The organism is Gimesia fumaroli, assembly GCF_007754425.1.
GTDB lineage: Bacteria > Planctomycetota > Planctomycetia > Planctomycetales > Planctomycetaceae > Gimesia > Gimesia fumaroli.
This window is the reverse complement of sequence record NZ_CP037452.1, coordinates 718,878-733,557: the sequence shown is the minus strand read 5'-3', so window position 1 is coordinate 733,557 and position 14,680 is coordinate 718,878. Positions and strand designations below refer to the sequence as shown.

Annotated in this window: 11 protein-coding genes; 9 read left to right on the top strand and 2 right to left on the bottom strand. The window is 49.3% G+C overall.

Annotation, left to right across the window (positions count from 1 at the left end; all coding sequences use genetic code 11):
* Nucleotides 1–141: 141 nt before the first annotated feature.
* The 4 genes from Enr17x_RS02865 to scpB all read left to right on the top strand — a co-directional run bounded on the left by Enr17x_RS02865 (nt 142) and on the right by scpB (nt 5,649).
* Nucleotides 142–2,106 (top strand): prolyl oligopeptidase family serine peptidase, encoded by a 1,965-nt coding sequence (locus Enr17x_RS02865; RefSeq protein ID WP_145305724.1) that lies wholly within the window; start codon nt 142–144, stop codon nt 2,104–2,106.
* A gap of 57 nt (nt 2,107–2,163) precedes the next feature.
* The gene (locus Enr17x_RS02860; RefSeq protein ID WP_145305723.1) at nt 2,164–2,808 is read left to right on the top strand and encodes a pyridoxamine 5'-phosphate oxidase family protein; all 645 of its coding nucleotides are present in this window, start codon (nt 2,164–2,166) and stop codon (nt 2,806–2,808) included.
* 395 nt (nt 2,809–3,203) lie between these two features.
* Nucleotides 3,204–4,793 carry a hypothetical protein gene (locus Enr17x_RS02855; RefSeq protein ID WP_145305722.1) on the top strand — a complete coding sequence of 530 codons (1,590 nt, stop codon included), beginning with the start codon at nt 3,204–3,206 and terminating at the stop codon, nt 4,791–4,793.
* 7 nt (nt 4,794–4,800) lie between these two features.
* Entirely contained in the window at nt 4,801–5,649 is an 849-nt protein-coding gene (gene scpB, locus Enr17x_RS02850) for an SMC-Scp complex subunit ScpB (RefSeq protein ID WP_145305721.1), read from the top strand.
* A gap of 27 nt (nt 5,650–5,676) precedes the next feature.
* On the opposite strand, the gene Enr17x_RS02845 is transcribed toward scpB, so the two are convergent.
* A complete protein-coding gene (locus tag Enr17x_RS02845; protein WP_145305720.1) occupies nt 5,677–8,358 on the bottom strand; it encodes a hypothetical protein in 2,682 nt (893 codons plus the stop codon).
* Nucleotides 8,359–8,586: 228 nt separating this feature from the next.
* Between Enr17x_RS02845 and Enr17x_RS02840 the strand changes: the two genes are divergently transcribed.
* The 5 genes from Enr17x_RS02840 to Enr17x_RS02820 are packed head-to-tail and all read left to right on the top strand — an operon-like array spanning nt 8,587 to nt 13,120.
* Nucleotides 8,587–9,369 carry a sugar phosphate isomerase/epimerase family protein gene (locus tag Enr17x_RS02840; RefSeq protein WP_145305719.1) on the top strand — a complete coding sequence of 261 codons (783 nt, stop codon included), beginning with the start codon at nt 8,587–8,589 and terminating at the stop codon, nt 9,367–9,369.
* A 33-nt stretch (nt 9,370–9,402) separates the two neighbouring features.
* A complete protein-coding gene (gene xseA, locus Enr17x_RS02835) occupies nt 9,403–10,638 on the top strand; it encodes an exodeoxyribonuclease VII large subunit (protein WP_145305718.1) in 1,236 nt (411 codons plus the stop codon).
* Between the two features lie 54 nt (nt 10,639–10,692).
* A complete protein-coding gene (locus Enr17x_RS02830) occupies nt 10,693–11,040 on the top strand; it encodes an exodeoxyribonuclease VII small subunit (RefSeq protein WP_145305717.1) in 348 nt (115 codons plus the stop codon).
* A 44-nt stretch (nt 11,041–11,084) separates the two neighbouring features.
* Entirely contained in the window at nt 11,085–11,915 is an 831-nt protein-coding gene (locus Enr17x_RS02825) for a type III pantothenate kinase (RefSeq protein WP_145305716.1), read from the top strand.
* A 5-nt stretch (nt 11,916–11,920) separates the two neighbouring features.
* On the top strand, nt 11,921–13,120 hold the full coding sequence (locus Enr17x_RS02820) for a GTPase (protein ID WP_145305715.1): 1,200 nt from the start codon (nt 11,921–11,923) through the stop codon (nt 13,118–13,120).
* Here Enr17x_RS02820 and Enr17x_RS02815 read toward each other — a convergent pair.
* Nucleotides 13,104–14,399, bottom strand: coding sequence for a glycoside hydrolase family 15 protein (locus Enr17x_RS02815; protein ID WP_145305714.1), 1,296 nt, complete (start codon nt 14,397–14,399; stop codon nt 13,104–13,106). The genes Enr17x_RS02820 and Enr17x_RS02815 overlap by 17 nt on opposite strands.
* Nucleotides 14,400–14,680 lie beyond the last annotated feature (281 nt).

Sequence of the window (14,680 nt, the reverse complement as noted above, 5' to 3'; positions counted from 1 at the left end):
GATGCGCTCTAGCACCTGCTCTCATGTTTCCCGATCAGGCGGCTCGATCTAAGTGTGATCACCGCCATCCATTCGGGCCGTCAGTCATTTGCTGTTTTGTTTCGTTGAGAAACACTCCTAATTCATTATCAGGACTCCACCATGAAGCGCCTCTTCTGTTTCCCGATTCTTGTTGCTCTGATCGTTGGCCTTTCACTCTGTTCGAATCCTTCACAGATACAGGCACAGGAGCCTGCTCCAGAAGATCGCGCCAAACTGGAACAGCAGCTTCAGGAACTGCAGAAACAAATCAAGGACCTCAAGCAGAATCCCAAAATCAAAAAGTCGCTTCTGGCAGATGTCGAAGTTTATGCAAAGGCCGCCGAATGGATTTTGCGACATAACGAATTTTACAAACCGCAGTATGTCAAAGATACATTTCAGATTCTGGAAACGGGGCAAAAACGAGCACAGCAACTGCAAGTCGGCAAACCGGAATGGACACAGCAAACCGGAACGGTCATCTTCGGTTACTACTCTAAAATTGATGGCTCGGTGCAACCTTATGCGCTCACCTTCCCGGCTGACTTTAAAGAAAAGTCCAGCCATCGCTGGCCACTCCATGTAGAACTGCATGGCCGAGGCGGCAAACGCAATGAAGTCTTTTTTATCACACGTCCGAATGGCAGAGGACCTCGCAAAGATCACGACTGGTTGCACCTGGATCCCTTCGGCCGTACCGATAATGGCTGGCGATGGAGCGGCGACGTCGACGTGCATGAAGCCATTGATGATGTCAAGAAACGTCACCTGATCGACAAGAAACGAATTACACTTCGCGGCTTCTCCATGGGAGGCGCAGGCGCCTGGCATCTGGGACTGCATTACCCTTCGCTCTGGTGCGGCGTCGGCCCCGGTGCCGGATTTGTCGACTTTTATCAGTATCAAAACTACAAAGAAAAACTGCCGCACTATCAGCACAAAACACTGCGTATCTATGATTCGATCGACTATGCCCTGAATGCCGCCGATGTCCCTGTTGTGACCTATGGGGGCGGCAAAGACAAACAGCTCGTCTCCAGCACACGCATGGTTGAGAAAGCCAAAGACCGGGATATCGAAATCCCGCTGTATATCAGCCCGGAGGCAGCGCATCAATCACGCATGCCCGCTTATCAGGATTTTCTCGCTGACCTGCTGGAGTATTCAAAACAGGGACGTCCGGCCTGGCCCGGAAGAAAACAGATCCGCTTTATCACGTATACCCCCAAGTTCAATGAGTGCGAATGGCTGACGATTGAAGAACTCGATGAAATGTATGAACCCACAATCGTCGAAGGGGGAATTGACGACGAATCAGGCAATCTACAACTCACCACAGAAAATGTTGCTGCTCTGTCTCTGGCACGCAATATTGCTGCCAAAGTGGAACTGGATGGTACACTGCTTCCACTAGAGTCGGCCGCCAATGGGCTATTGCCCCAGGTTTATTACGTGAAAAGCAACAGCGGCTGGGATGTTCTGAAGTATGAAGACTCGAAAACCTTCATCGAAAATCCGAACCTGCGAAAACGACACAACCTGCAAGGACCAATTGATGACGCGTTTACGCTCCCCTTTGTGTGCGTCACAGGCACGGGCACTCCCTGGCAACCTGAACTCAATTCCTGGTCAAAATCAGTACTGACATTGTTTGAAAAAGAATTCGACAAATGGCTGAGAGCGAAAGTTCCTGTTATCAATGACACGCAAGTCACCGACAAAATCATTGCTGACAAAAACCTGATCCTGTTCGGCGACCCCGGATCGAATGCCTTGATCGCCAAAGTCGTTGAAGACCTTCCCATCGAATGGACCAAAGACCAGATTACCGTCAACGGAAAAAGCTACGATACAAAAAATCATGGCATCGCTCTGATCTATCCGAATCCGTTGAACCCTGCTCGTTATGTAGTGATCAACTCCGGACATACGATGCATGAAAAAGATTTCCGGGCCTCCAATTCCTGGCTCTTCCCCAAACTGGGAGACATCGCCGTAATTCAGTTCAAGCAATCGAAAGATGGCACTTCTGATAATGAAACTGTCTGGGCAGAGCTCTTTGACAGTAACTGGAAATTGCCATAAAGCCACATCACACACGAATCTGCCTCTGTAACAAACCAGGAACGTATGGATTACATAATGGAATATCAAGAACCCGGTTTCGGCTCAGAGGGTGAGCGGGAACTTCAGAAGCGTTACGGTACGGAAAAGCGTGCTAACAGTTTCTACGATCGGCAGATGATCGACTATCTGAACCCTCGGATGCAGGAATATATCCGGGAACAGGAACTGCTGTTTATCGCCACCTCCGATTCAAAAGGCGAATGCGATAGCTCATTTCGCGCCGGCAGCCCCGGCTTTGTGCGTATTCTGAATGAGAAACAACTTGCCTACCCCGAATACCGAGGCAACGGCGTACTCGCCTCTCTCGGTAACATTTCAGAAAACCCACACATCGGTTTGATGTTTCTCGATTTCTTCAAAGCCACCATTGGCTTGCACATCAATGGGAAAGCATCCATCGTCGAAAACGAGGAATTCCTGCAGTCGGATAACACCCCACAAGAAATTAAAGACGACATCTTTACCGATGATGGGAAAAAGCCTGAACGCTGGGTAATGGTGGAAGTGGAAGAGGCTTATATCCACTGCTCAAAGCACATTCCCCTGTTGGCCAAACAGAATAAAAAGATTGCCTGGGGCACAGATGATATGAAATTAAAAGGGGGTAACTTTTTTGGAGTCACATCAAATGTGAACTCCAGGAAAGAATCCGGGGACTGACCTACCTGAAAACAAATTGCGTAAACATATTAAATATAATCACTTAAGAGAAACCCAGCCTGTAATCTATACAAGAAAGCAACAAACATCCCTCCCTTCTGCGGTTCAAATCACGGATCGCTTGAATCGATCTTGATTCATTTTGCGATTTTTCATAAAAAACTCACTCTCCTATCACATCACTTTTTTATGCATGGCTCAGTCTTGTTCAGATTCATGCATCCCCTTAACCCAATCAATGACCGCGGCACCTGTAACGTGTCCTTATTTATTGAGCCCTTTACCCCAATGATCCGGGCAACGTAATGAAACAATTCCGGCTCAGCACGGTACTGCCTGCTGTTCTAATTTTAATTTTGATAAGCGGATGTACTTCCACATCAGGTCAGAAAACAATGGCCTGGAGAGCTCCCACTGCGCCCTGGAATTGGGGAAGATCCAAAGCTTCAGCAAAGAAAACCACCGACGAAGCAGCGGCAGTCGTTGCAGTAGAGAAAACCTCAACCAGCAACGACGCCCCGCCTGCAAAGAAAAATAATGAGGTCAAAGCCAAAACAGGTAAGGTGACAACACACAATGTCGAACTGCTGGCTTATATCAACGAGGAACTCAAAGACGCAACTCCTCAGGAACGCGCTCAATATCTGAGCAGTTTTAAAGGAGTGGATCCGGAAATGATCCGGAATATTCTTCGAACGCGGCGAATCATGAACAGCTTGGAGCAGCAGAAGCAGGAAACCCAACTGGCAGAACATAAACAACCCGCAACGATTTCCTCCATGATCCTCCCCGGCCTGGGACATACTCAACCAGGAGATGCCCCCTCACCCGTCGTTCAAACCAGTGTTCAACAAGTAACTCCTCCTGGACAGTTACCGCCTGACAATCCACAAATGAACTCCGCATCTAATCCCGTCAGACTGGGTAACCTGGAAGCAATCGGACCGAATAACACAAATGCAGGATTGCCCGTCATTAACCCGACGCAGCAACAGGCCTACTCCAGATCTGAAACCATCAGTAAAGGGCTGAATCATATTCCTGTTGTGGGAACATTAAAGACAAAACTCTCTTCGGCATTCCAGCAAGGCACTTCTGCACTGCAAAACGGTATTTCCCGCACAAGTACAGCGATCATTGGATCACAGGAAGGTACCCCACAACCAATCGCAACAGCAGCGACACAAATGCAGCCCTCCGTTCAGGAACCAGCGGAACTGAATCCGGCCTCGACCATGAACCCGGCCGAACTATCGGCTGGCACTTCTGCCGCTCAACTGAGCCAACTCATATCAATGGCTGAAGCAGAACTCGCTCAATTACAAACCGGATCGACTCCCGAAGAAAAACAACACTTTATTGAACGGCACGTTTACCTGCGAATGTTGTACCTGATGGCAGGGCAGCACGAACGCGCATTGGAAGCGATTCCTGGAATCGAACCCGCCGACCAGGAATTCTGGCAGCAGACCTTCTGGGCGGTCGCAAACTATTTTGATAGCGAAGCCATTCCGGATCCGGCTGACCGGGCGACGCAAACTGTCGCGCAACTAAGAGAGGCCACTGCCCGCCTGCAGGAAAAAGCTAATCTGAAACTGAAAAATGTCGCCTTCTGCCACAAGATTAATAGTTTTGGAAGCTATGAGCGTTTTGAACGTGATGAATATACGCCCGGTCGCCCGGTGCTGGTTTACTCAGAAATTGAGAATTTCACCAGCGAACTGACTGCCGATGGCATGTATCGCACGCTGTTGAAATCCAAAATTCAAATCTTCAAAGCAGGAACCAACGGAGATCTCATCGCAGAAATCCCTTTTGACACAACTGAAGATCTCTGCCGAAATGTACGCAAAGATTATTTTCACAGTTACAAATTTGAGATACCCCGAAATATCTCACTAGGCCCCCACGTTATGAAATTGACCGTGGAAGACGAAATCAGCCAGAAAGTAGCAACCTACACTCAAAACTTTACGGTTCGGTAAACCACGCATGCTTTCCAGTCCTTCCCCTTTGAACTGCCAGCAAAGAACTTCCTTTGGCATCCGACACTCTTCTTTCTCCCTCTCACAGTCGGACGCATTCCGCTGGAATTTCCTGACGCGTCTGCAGCAGGGAGATCAATTGCAATTTGCCTCCGATCAGGAAGTCAACACCAGACGCAGCCTGAAAATGGCGAAAGTGGAAGCAGTATTGTTTGTCGCTGAAACGGCACTCTCCACACGAAAAATTGCTCAATTGGCAACATTGGCGAATGCGGCCGAGGCAAAGGAAATGATTGATCAGATTAATCATGCCCTGACTGCAACCAACTCGGCATTTCAAATCAAACGTGTCGCCACCGGTTATCAGATGATGACACAACCACAGTTTTCATTCTGGTTGAACAAACTTCACCAGAGGCAGGCAGCACTCAAACTCTCTTCCCCGGCAATGGAAACATTGGCCATTGTGGTTTATCGTCAACCAATCACCCGGGCCGACATCGAATCGATCCGCGGTGTCCAGAGCGCTGAAATGCTCAAACAGCTAATGGAACGTGGCCTGGTCAGAATTGGGGGCAAAGATGACTCACTGGGACGTCCATTTCTCTACGAATCGACACGAAAATTCCTGGAGATTTTCGGCCTGAAAAATCTGGACGACTTACCCATGGGGGATACGCTGCGCATTCGACCCGAACAGAAAAAACAAGCTGAGAAGACTGAATCAGAAACCGAAGTGGAAGCAGTAACTCCAGAAGATGAAATTGCATTGGAATCAGATTCCGTGAAAGAAGCGTCTGCTGACACCCCCAAAGAGACTGACGACACGGAAAATGAAGATCTCAGCGCCGCCTGAGTTCAGCCGCGCGGAGGTCACGACACCTCAACGAATGATCGGCTTTTCGACTTTGATTTCTTGCTGCGGAGTCGGAGTCTGATTCTGCCAGCTCTCACCAACAACCCAGCGATAATTCAAAATCCGTCGGCCATTCACCTGCTCCGCACGAATCCAAAGCTCTTTTCCTTTTAACGAATCTGCGTTCGGTATGTAGTACAGTTTGCGATCCTGGCCATTTTTAAGCTCGGTGATAAAACGTTGCATCCGTTTCATGCTGGGAATAAACAGGCTGCAACGAAACTGCAGAGTTTCAAGTGGCGAGGTATTATTCACAATGATCTGTTCCACTTCCAGCACATTGCCTTCAATTTTCTTATCGATCACGTTCACAACAATATCCCCCAATCCTACGTGATACGGCCTGTTTACGCGAATCGAATACTTACGTTCTGCAAAGATTTCGAAATCGATCGAGACATCTTTCTTACCCAGACTTGCATTGGAAGGCAGTGTCATAAATGTTTCTAATCGATACTCTTCACCCGTGCCCGTATTAAATTCCCATTCCTGTGGCTCCACTTCCCAGCCCTTGGGAACGTTGAACACTGCTTTTCCGCGGACACTTTGTGAGAATGTGTTCTTGCCAATGAGAGCATCCGCATGACCTCCGTACTCACTCTTTGATTTCCCCTTTTCAAATTGGGCTGCCAGCCGCCAGTAAGCAATTTGCTTATTACACTTTCGAACAATCACAGGGGCAGGCCCCACCGAAAGTTTATGACGTCGTGTTTCAGGATCGCGTTCCAGATCAATTCTTCTGCCCCAGACATCGGTCGCATATACATCTTCACCCAGGTAGAGTATTTCTTCGGTTGGTTCATCATTCCAGGCAAAGATGATCGCCTCGTCATCTCGCGTAAATACATGATTGGTACTCTTTTGAGGCATATTAAACGCCCCCTGGTATTTTGCCCCCTGAAGCGCCAATGCCACCGTTCTCCAGGGAAGAAACAGCAGGGTTGGCGAGCCATTTTGATTGAGCAGGCCATGTTGCTCATCGAAAATCGAGTCAGCAAAAATACCATCCGCGCCCATATATTTTGCGGTCACCATACGTTTTGCCAGATCAATTCCCCGCTCTTCGGGTAAGTAATTTTCTTTGGGGAGCGGCGTGATCGTGATCCACCGCGGGCTGGCCCCCGGTGAAACATCGGTCTTCTGTAAAACACTTCGCAACTCTGAAGCTGAAAGCCGTTGATCATTATTGATCGACAGAAAACTGTTGGGCATCGTATTTTTAGGCAGAGGCGTCTTCCAGTCCCAATGGATTCCCACATGCGTATCCCGTCCGATGAGATCAAGCTGCGATTTCACATTTTTCAAAGTATTATTCAGATTCCGCATCCCGATAAAACTCTTGTCATCATCCCCCCCCAGTTGCCAGTAATTGACCAGCGATGTATAGCGGGCAAATACTTCTTCCAGTGAAGGCGACCAGAAACTGGCAGGCATGGTAAAGATCCCGCTGACTCCCTGCCAGTCTTTCGCAAACTGAGATCGCAGTTCTTTGGGAGGATGGTTCAGCAGTCCAATCGGCGTAATGCTTCTATTTGAAAAAGCATCCAGCATCTCGGCAACACGGCTGGGACGCTGAGTATCTTCCGACGCCATGACATTCCACAAAGGAAACTTAATCCAGTTGATCCCCGCCTGTGCGGCAATGTCGGGTAATTCATTGATCGGCAGCTGATTATTTTCCTGTGAGATCGTCCAACCAAACTCTCCCTGGCTTCTGGGAGTCACCAGATCAATCACCGCGAACGACGTTTTCTTTGCCAGGATCGATTTCTTATCGCGCACTAATTTTGATCTTACTTCATAGAAACCATATTCCATCGGGTGCAGACGCCAGACTTCGGTATGGTTATTCCCGTCCAGCAAACGACTGTTGGCTACCCCTTTCACATCTTCCGGATTCGTCATTAACTCCAGCGAAGAGTCAGCCACTTTCTGGTCCATACTGTCAACAAGTTCCAGATCAAGTCGATACTTGTTCTGGGGATTCAGTCCACTAATACGACTGCTGACGCGAATTTCTGCTGAATGATCAACAAAATGGCGATGGTAATTATTCAGGATGTCCAATTGCGGCAGACTGCCAACCCAAAGATCATCAAACCAGATATCACCGGAGATATCTTTCTGGTTGTTATGCGCAACATGACAACCAATCACAATGAAACGAACATTCGGCTTGGGGGTCATTGGTCCCAGAGCCACTTCTACCCAGCCTTTATGAGTTCCTGTAACAGGACGACTCACAAACTGCTGAACGCGCTGCCGTTTGTGATCCAGAAATGAAATGGAAATCAGAGCTGCGTCGTGTCTTAATTTTTGAGTTTTAATGAATCCCCGAAAGACATAAGCATGATCGGAATCAATCTTCTCAGGCGGAGAATAGATCGTAGCGTGCCCTCCATTCACTCCGATATGCAGGCTTTGCTGACCACTACGTCCCTGGTTTCTGTCGATGCTCACTTCAACATACTGAGGATAACCAGGACCTTTGCGACGCGACCAGTCATCCGGTAGATCGTCAAAGTCGAGATCCTGTTTCGTTTCGAATGAATAGGACAAGATCGGCAGCGTATCTTCCACCAGATGACCCTCAATGGGTAAACTAGCCAGTACAGCAAGGTAGCAGGTGAGAAACGATGACAGTATCATGGACTTTTCCTGAAAATGATAATTCCTGTACTTAAAGATCGTCCATTTTTTGATCGAATCTCAATTGGGAACTGGACGAAAAACCCTGTTTTTCCAATCCTTTTCTATTCATACCGAGATATCATTCTCTTTTCACAAACGGTTAGATAAACTTTGCCAATTGATCGAATTACCGCAATTATTCCACTCAATTAAAATTTCAGGTAGAAATGCCCTGTAAGGAAACGAATGTTACGACCTAAACTCGCTGTCGCCACCCGTAGCTTTGGATTGCCGATCAAACGAGCAATCAAAACAGCCGCCCAGATCGGAGCGCGCGGGGTACAGCTGGATGTACAAAATGAAATTACCCCCTCTTCATTCGGTGCGTCCGGCGATCGCCAGTTCCGCAAACTTTTGGAAGAATACAATCTTGCGATTGCTTCCCTGCGACTCCCCGCCCGCCATGCGTTAACCGAGCCTGAATTTATCGACCAGAGAGTCTCACAAATTAAAGCAGCTCTTGAGTTCGCCTGGCGATTGCGAGTGCCGATACTGATTATTCATCCGGGACAGATTCAGACCGAGGAGGGAGGAAATTTCCTTCTCGTCTGTGAGGTCCTGAATGACCTGGTGCGATTTGCTTCACACATCGGAACAGACCTGTGTATCGCCTGTGAAACCAATTCGGCATCGACAATTCGCGAATTAGTTTCAAAGGTTGATGCGGGATTTATCGGGATTGATTTTGATACTGCGGACATGGTGTTCAGTCACCAGAACCAGGAAACAGCCATTCGCGAACTTCATACGTGGATCAAGTCCTATCGATTGCGGGATGCCATTCGAGAAATGGACCGAGGTGGCTCGGAAGCTCCGATCGGGCAAGGCATGGTCATGTGGGACCAGTTTCTTCCGCTTGTAATGGAAACCGGCTATCAAGGCTGGCTTGCCGTCGATCGTACACAAGGTGATCAGCGACTCGAAGATTGCCAGCGGGGCATCTCATATCTGAATTCACTGCTCCCCTGATTTCAGCCGTTAACCAGCAATTAAAGTGAGCTCATGTCATCTCTGGAACCCGAAATCCTGTCTGTCACGGAAACCACGCGTCAGATTAAAAACCTGGTCGAAGCCAATTTTCCGTATGCCTGGGTCATCGGCGAAATTTCGAACTGCACAATCGCCAGTTCGGGGCACGTCTATCTGACGTTGAAAGATGATTCCGCCCAGCTCCGCGCCGTGATCTGGAAACGAACGGCTTCACGGCTGAAGTTTCAACTCGAAGACGGCATGGAAGTCGTCGCAGCAGGGCCAGTCGAAGTCTACCAGGCACGCGGCACCTACCAGTTGAACATCGAACAACTCCTGCCACAGGGAGTCGGCGCGCTCGAACTGGCGTTTCGCCAAATGCAGGAAAAACTGGCCGCAGAAGGGCTGTTCAACCCCGAACACAAACGCCCCATTTCTCAATTTCCCCGTAAGATCGCGCTGGTCACCAGCCCGACCAGTGCCGCCGTCCGTGATATGCTGCAAGTCATCACACGCCGCTGGAAGGCCGTCGACCTGGTCATCGTCCCTGTCGCCGTACAAGGAGAAGGCGCAGCAGAAAAAATCGCCGCCGGAATTGAAATCGCGGCCCGAATTCCTGGCGTGGATACCATTATCACCGGACGTGGTGGCGGCAGTCTGGAAGATCTCTGGGCGTTTAATGAAGAAGTCGTCGCCCGCGCAATTTTTGATTGCCCGATCCCCATCATCAGTGCTGTCGGCCACGAAATTGATATCAGCATCTCTGATCTTGTCGCAGACCGTCGTGCGCTCACTCCCAGTGAAGCGGCTGAACTGGCAGTTCCCCTGCAGTCGGACGTACTGGCAACATTGACTCACTGGAAAGGCCAGTTAGTCTCAAACTTAAAACAGCGTGCCCGGCAGGTTCGCCTGCAACTGGATGCACTGGCAGCCCGACCGGCACTGACACGACCATTGGATCTGATTCACAATCGCGCTACACAACTGGACGAACTGGACCGCAGACTGAAACGCAGCACACGCGAACTCCTCTCACGATATCAATCGGAAACAAAACATCTTTCATCCGCACTGGATGCACTCAGCCCTCTGAAGGTATTAAGTCGCGGATATAGCATCACACGCGTCGAAACCGGAAAACAAGAAACTGAAATCGTCAAATCGATTCAACAGATCAACCCCGGTGATATTCTGCAAACGCATGTGCCTGATGGTACCATCACCAGCCAGGTTCAGGAAACAGAACCGGAATCAAAGACAAGCAAGTAAGCCACCACTATTTTTCAACCAGCAGCAAACTCTCATTGAATAAGACCTGATCACATGGCAAAGAAAAAAACAGCAAAATCGGAAACACCTCTGTTTGAGGACTCACTGGCAGAATTGCAGGAGATCGTTAATACCCTCGAAGAAGGGACAGCCGGTCTTGACGAATCAATGGAACAGTTCGAGCGGGGCATCAAACTGTTAAGATCCTGCTATCAGTCTCTCGAATCAGCCGAACAGAAAATCGAAATCCTGACCCGTGTAGACGCGGAGGGAAACCCGGTCCTGGAAGACTTTGACGCGACCGCTTCCATTGAAACCAAAGGTCCTTCCAAAACCGGACGGCGTAAAAGCAGTTCAAAAAAGAATGAAGATGAAGACAACAATGATCGGACGCTGTTTTAAAATCAAGCGGCAACGCATTCGCTGTAAGTTTCAAAGAATTTAGCATGTCACAACCATTTCTACAATTGGCCATTGATGTCGGAAATAGCCGGATCAAATTTGTCTTACTCAAGACCGAAGTTCCCGCGGAAGAGAGCAGCCCCCTGCCTCAGGTTGTGCATTCCATTTCCACTTTGATCGATGGCACACTCCCTTGGGAGCAAATCAAAGCCTGGTTTCAGGGACAACAGGAATTATTGTGCCAGACGGTGGTCGCCGGTTCCAATCCGCGCGGCATCGCACGGGTTGTAAAAAACTGGCCGCAAGGAAATTTGCCCGTCCCCATCGAAGTTCTCAACACAGACAGCTTTCCCCTGGAAATTTGCGTCGCTGAACCACGTAAAGTCGGCATTGACCGTCTGCTGAATGCAGTCGCTGCAAATGTACTGCGCAAAGCCGATCAGGCCGCCATTATCATTGATACGGGAACCGCAACTACGGTAGACGTTGTGGCATCCGATGGCAGTTTTGCCGGCGGTGCGATTCTGCCGGGCTTTGAACTCTCTGCCAAAGCACTGAATGACTACACAGCTTTACTCCCCTTGATCCCCGTCGATGATCTACATCAAACAGAACCGATTGTGCTGGGAAAAAACACCACCGACGCGATTCGTAGCGGACTCTTCTGGGGACAACTGGGCGCGGTACGTGAACTCGTCAACCAGCTTCAGCAGCAATCGCTGCCAAATGCCAGCCAAGTTCATCCCCTCGTCTTATTAACGGGCGGCGGTTCGGCCCTGTTGGCACCGCACCTGATCGAATTCGTCCAGTTTGAGCCTTTACTCTCGTTACAGGGACTGGCATTAGTGGCACAAAAAATCAGCGGGAATCAGTAACCGGCATGTCAAACCCTCCCCCAATCAATTCACAGTACGCTTGCACCGCCGCGCTGTTAACGCCCCGCGGTAGAGGCGCCGTCGCTACCATTCGCGTTCATGGTACACTTCCCGCGTTGACTCGTGCCATTGATGGTTGCTTCTCGCCCGTTAATAGAAAATCGTTAACAGAACAACCCCTCAATCGGATTGCGTATGGACTCTGGGGACAGACCAACAGCGAAGATCTGGTACTCTGCCGCATTGAAAATGAGACGGTCGACATTCACTGTCACGGCGGCATGGCGGCCGTTGAACGCATTCTGACCGACCTGGACGCACAAGGCTGCGAAATTCGATCCTGGCAGGAGTTAGCCTGTCAGACAGAGCCTGCACTGGAAGTGGAATTGCAGACAACACTGACTTCCGCCACGACTTTCCGCGCTGCTGAAATTTTGTTACGCCAGTCACAGGGGATCTTACGCACCGCTTTCGAAATGCTCATTCCAGACGAAACAGCAGACTTCGATGCGGAATTATTTCAAACGCAAATTCAAAACCTGCTCCGCTGGGAACACCTGGGTCTGCATTTAACGGCTCCCTGGCGAGTGGTACTGGCAGGACGACCGAATGTGGGCAAATCGAGTCTGATCAACGCGATCCTGGGATACGACCGCTCAATCGTGTTCGATGAAGCAGGCACAACCCGCGATGTCCTGACCGCAACCACAGCCATTGAAGGCTGGCCTTTTCAATTCTCCGATACCGCAGGCATCCGCGAACAAGCCGATGAATTGGAAGCAGCAGGCATCCAGCGAGCCGAACAAACCCTCAGCCAGGCTGACTGTCGAGTGATCCTGATTGACACCAGCCAGCCGGCACATCCGGACGATCAGCGACTGCTCTCCCAATGGAACGATTCCATCGTGGTCGCCCATAAAACTGATCTCCCGCAACGCTGGGATGAGCGGCTCCCCGAGCAGGCAATTCCAGTTTCATCCAAAACAAAAGCTGGCATCGAAGCCCTGTTAGAGACGCTGGTGAAACGACTGATCCCGGAAGTTCCTCCCGAAGCAACAGCGGTCCCTGTTACCAAACGGCAGATTGACTTGTTGCATCAGGCAGCCGCAGCACTCACGAGCCAGGATCTGTCCGCATATCGCAGTCTGATTGATCAGTTGCTGCTGCAGGAATCAAACCGAGAAACACTCAACGACGCTCATTAACCGTCTGTTTCCACTGGTGCAACGCCATCATCAAATTACCCTGAGTCCATAATAACGGCGTAATATCGTTGGGAATGTATTTCCCTTTTTCGAGGAAGTACGACTCCGGACAGAGATAAGGACCAAAGCGGCATTCCTCAGTTGTCAACTGATTCAACGAACGCTCCAGATGAAAACGCTGTTTTTCAAAATCGTCTGACTTATCTGAATCCAGAAATCGTTGTCCGTAGATCACAGACATAATCGAATCGAAAATGCACCACTGTGCTTCCTGCCCCGGTTTTAACAGCTTATCCCGGCTGGCCTGATCTTCGCTGAAATCGCTCGTCCGGTCATCTTCGCTGAGCATATCTTTATAGTCGGCACACCAGTATGAATCCCCCAGATAACGACGGATGCCATAATCGCCCATCAGGTGTGTTCGGACATCTTCGAGAATCCTCTCGGCCATCTCACCCTGTACCAGTCCCAGTGGATAAATCAGGAATAACAGCGCGCCATCGTATTTTCGCGCCAACAAAGGATCGGCTTGAATACTCTCAGCAGGTAGAATTTCTGACAGCGTCATTTGCCCCTGTTGGATTAACTCATCGACCATCTCGGAAGCAACCAGTTTTTTCCCATACTTAAGCTGGCTCCAGTTCTGACTTTGATCAAGATACTGTTTCAAAGTCAGTAATCCACTGACAACAGTACCAATGCTCGACGCCTCGACCTTGCGTGCCTCTTCCCAGTGACCGCTGTCTGCATCTTCCCAGAAACGGATCTTCTCGAAATAATGCACAAAGGCCGCCAGTAACTCGATGGAATCATGCGTGGGCGTCAATTTCCCCTGTAATGCCAACAGACTGTAAAACCAGAGATAATAACCCAGCGCATCATTTTGGGCATGCGCCCACTTTTCATCGATTTCCCCCAGCGTATTCCCGTCAAAGCGGATGTGGGGGCGTTTCATCACTTCCGTTGCGTTATGTTTTCCGGAAATGATGTTATCGAATCGATCTCTGTGTTTGATGAAGTAATCGGTCAATGTAGCTGCTGCTTTGCAGGCCGGCTCAATTTTTCCGACGGCATTCAAAGCATGCGCAACATGAATATTATCACGAACCCAGATACTCTGATAACCCGTCGATTCATGAGCGATTGCTGCCGGAAACAAACCGTTTTCCAAGGCAGGAAACGAAAAGGTATTCTGTGCTTCCAGAAAAGAAACCAACTGTTCGGTTTCCTCAATCGTTTCTGGAGCCTGATTTAAAGAGGGGAACTTACTGCCATCCATGATAAACACCTGACTTGAAATAGTTTCTTAAAATGATTCATCCCTGGAACCATCGATTCGTTTCATTAAAAATATACGTCGAGCCGCGCGCAACGAATTGTGAAACAATTGGCATCAAAATGCAACGGCAGACAGATGAGAACAGGCATTCCCCTTTGTTTCCGAAAATCAACAACGTTGTATTTCGGCATCATTTCCAAAATCGAATCTACGACAGAAAAGAGCACATTCCGCTGAAATCAGCCCTGCTAGTCTATCTGAAACCTCTACAATCTGCAGCA

What these genes read in the sequence shown, in the direction of transcription:
- xseA (WP_145305718.1), top strand. Translation starts at nt 9,403, where the DNA reads ATGTCATCTCTGGAACCCGAAATCCTGTCTGTCACGGAAACCACGCGT.
- Enr17x_RS02830 (WP_145305717.1), top strand. Translation starts at nt 10,693, where the DNA reads ATGGCAAAGAAAAAAACAGCAAAATCGGAAACACCTCTGTTTGAGGAC.
- Enr17x_RS02840 (WP_145305719.1), top strand. Translation starts at nt 8,587, where the DNA reads ATGTTACGACCTAAACTCGCTGTCGCCACCCGTAGCTTTGGATTGCCG.
- Enr17x_RS02865 (WP_145305724.1), top strand. Translation starts at nt 142, where the DNA reads ATGAAGCGCCTCTTCTGTTTCCCGATTCTTGTTGCTCTGATCGTTGGC.
- scpB (WP_145305721.1), top strand. Translation starts at nt 4,801, where the DNA reads ATGCTTTCCAGTCCTTCCCCTTTGAACTGCCAGCAAAGAACTTCCTTT.
- Enr17x_RS02845 (WP_145305720.1), bottom strand. Translation starts at nt 8,358, where the DNA reads ATGATACTGTCATCGTTTCTCACCTGCTACCTTGCTGTACTGGCTAGT.
- Enr17x_RS02815 (WP_145305714.1), bottom strand. Translation starts at nt 14,399, where the DNA reads ATGGATGGCAGTAAGTTCCCCTCTTTAAATCAGGCTCCAGAAACGATT.
- Enr17x_RS02820 (WP_145305715.1), top strand. Translation starts at nt 11,921, where the DNA reads ATGTCAAACCCTCCCCCAATCAATTCACAGTACGCTTGCACCGCCGCG.
- Enr17x_RS02855 (WP_145305722.1), top strand. Translation starts at nt 3,204, where the DNA reads ATGGCCTGGAGAGCTCCCACTGCGCCCTGGAATTGGGGAAGATCCAAA.
- Enr17x_RS02825 (WP_145305716.1), top strand. Translation starts at nt 11,085, where the DNA reads ATGTCACAACCATTTCTACAATTGGCCATTGATGTCGGAAATAGCCGG.
- Enr17x_RS02860 (WP_145305723.1), top strand. Translation starts at nt 2,164, where the DNA reads ATGGAATATCAAGAACCCGGTTTCGGCTCAGAGGGTGAGCGGGAACTT.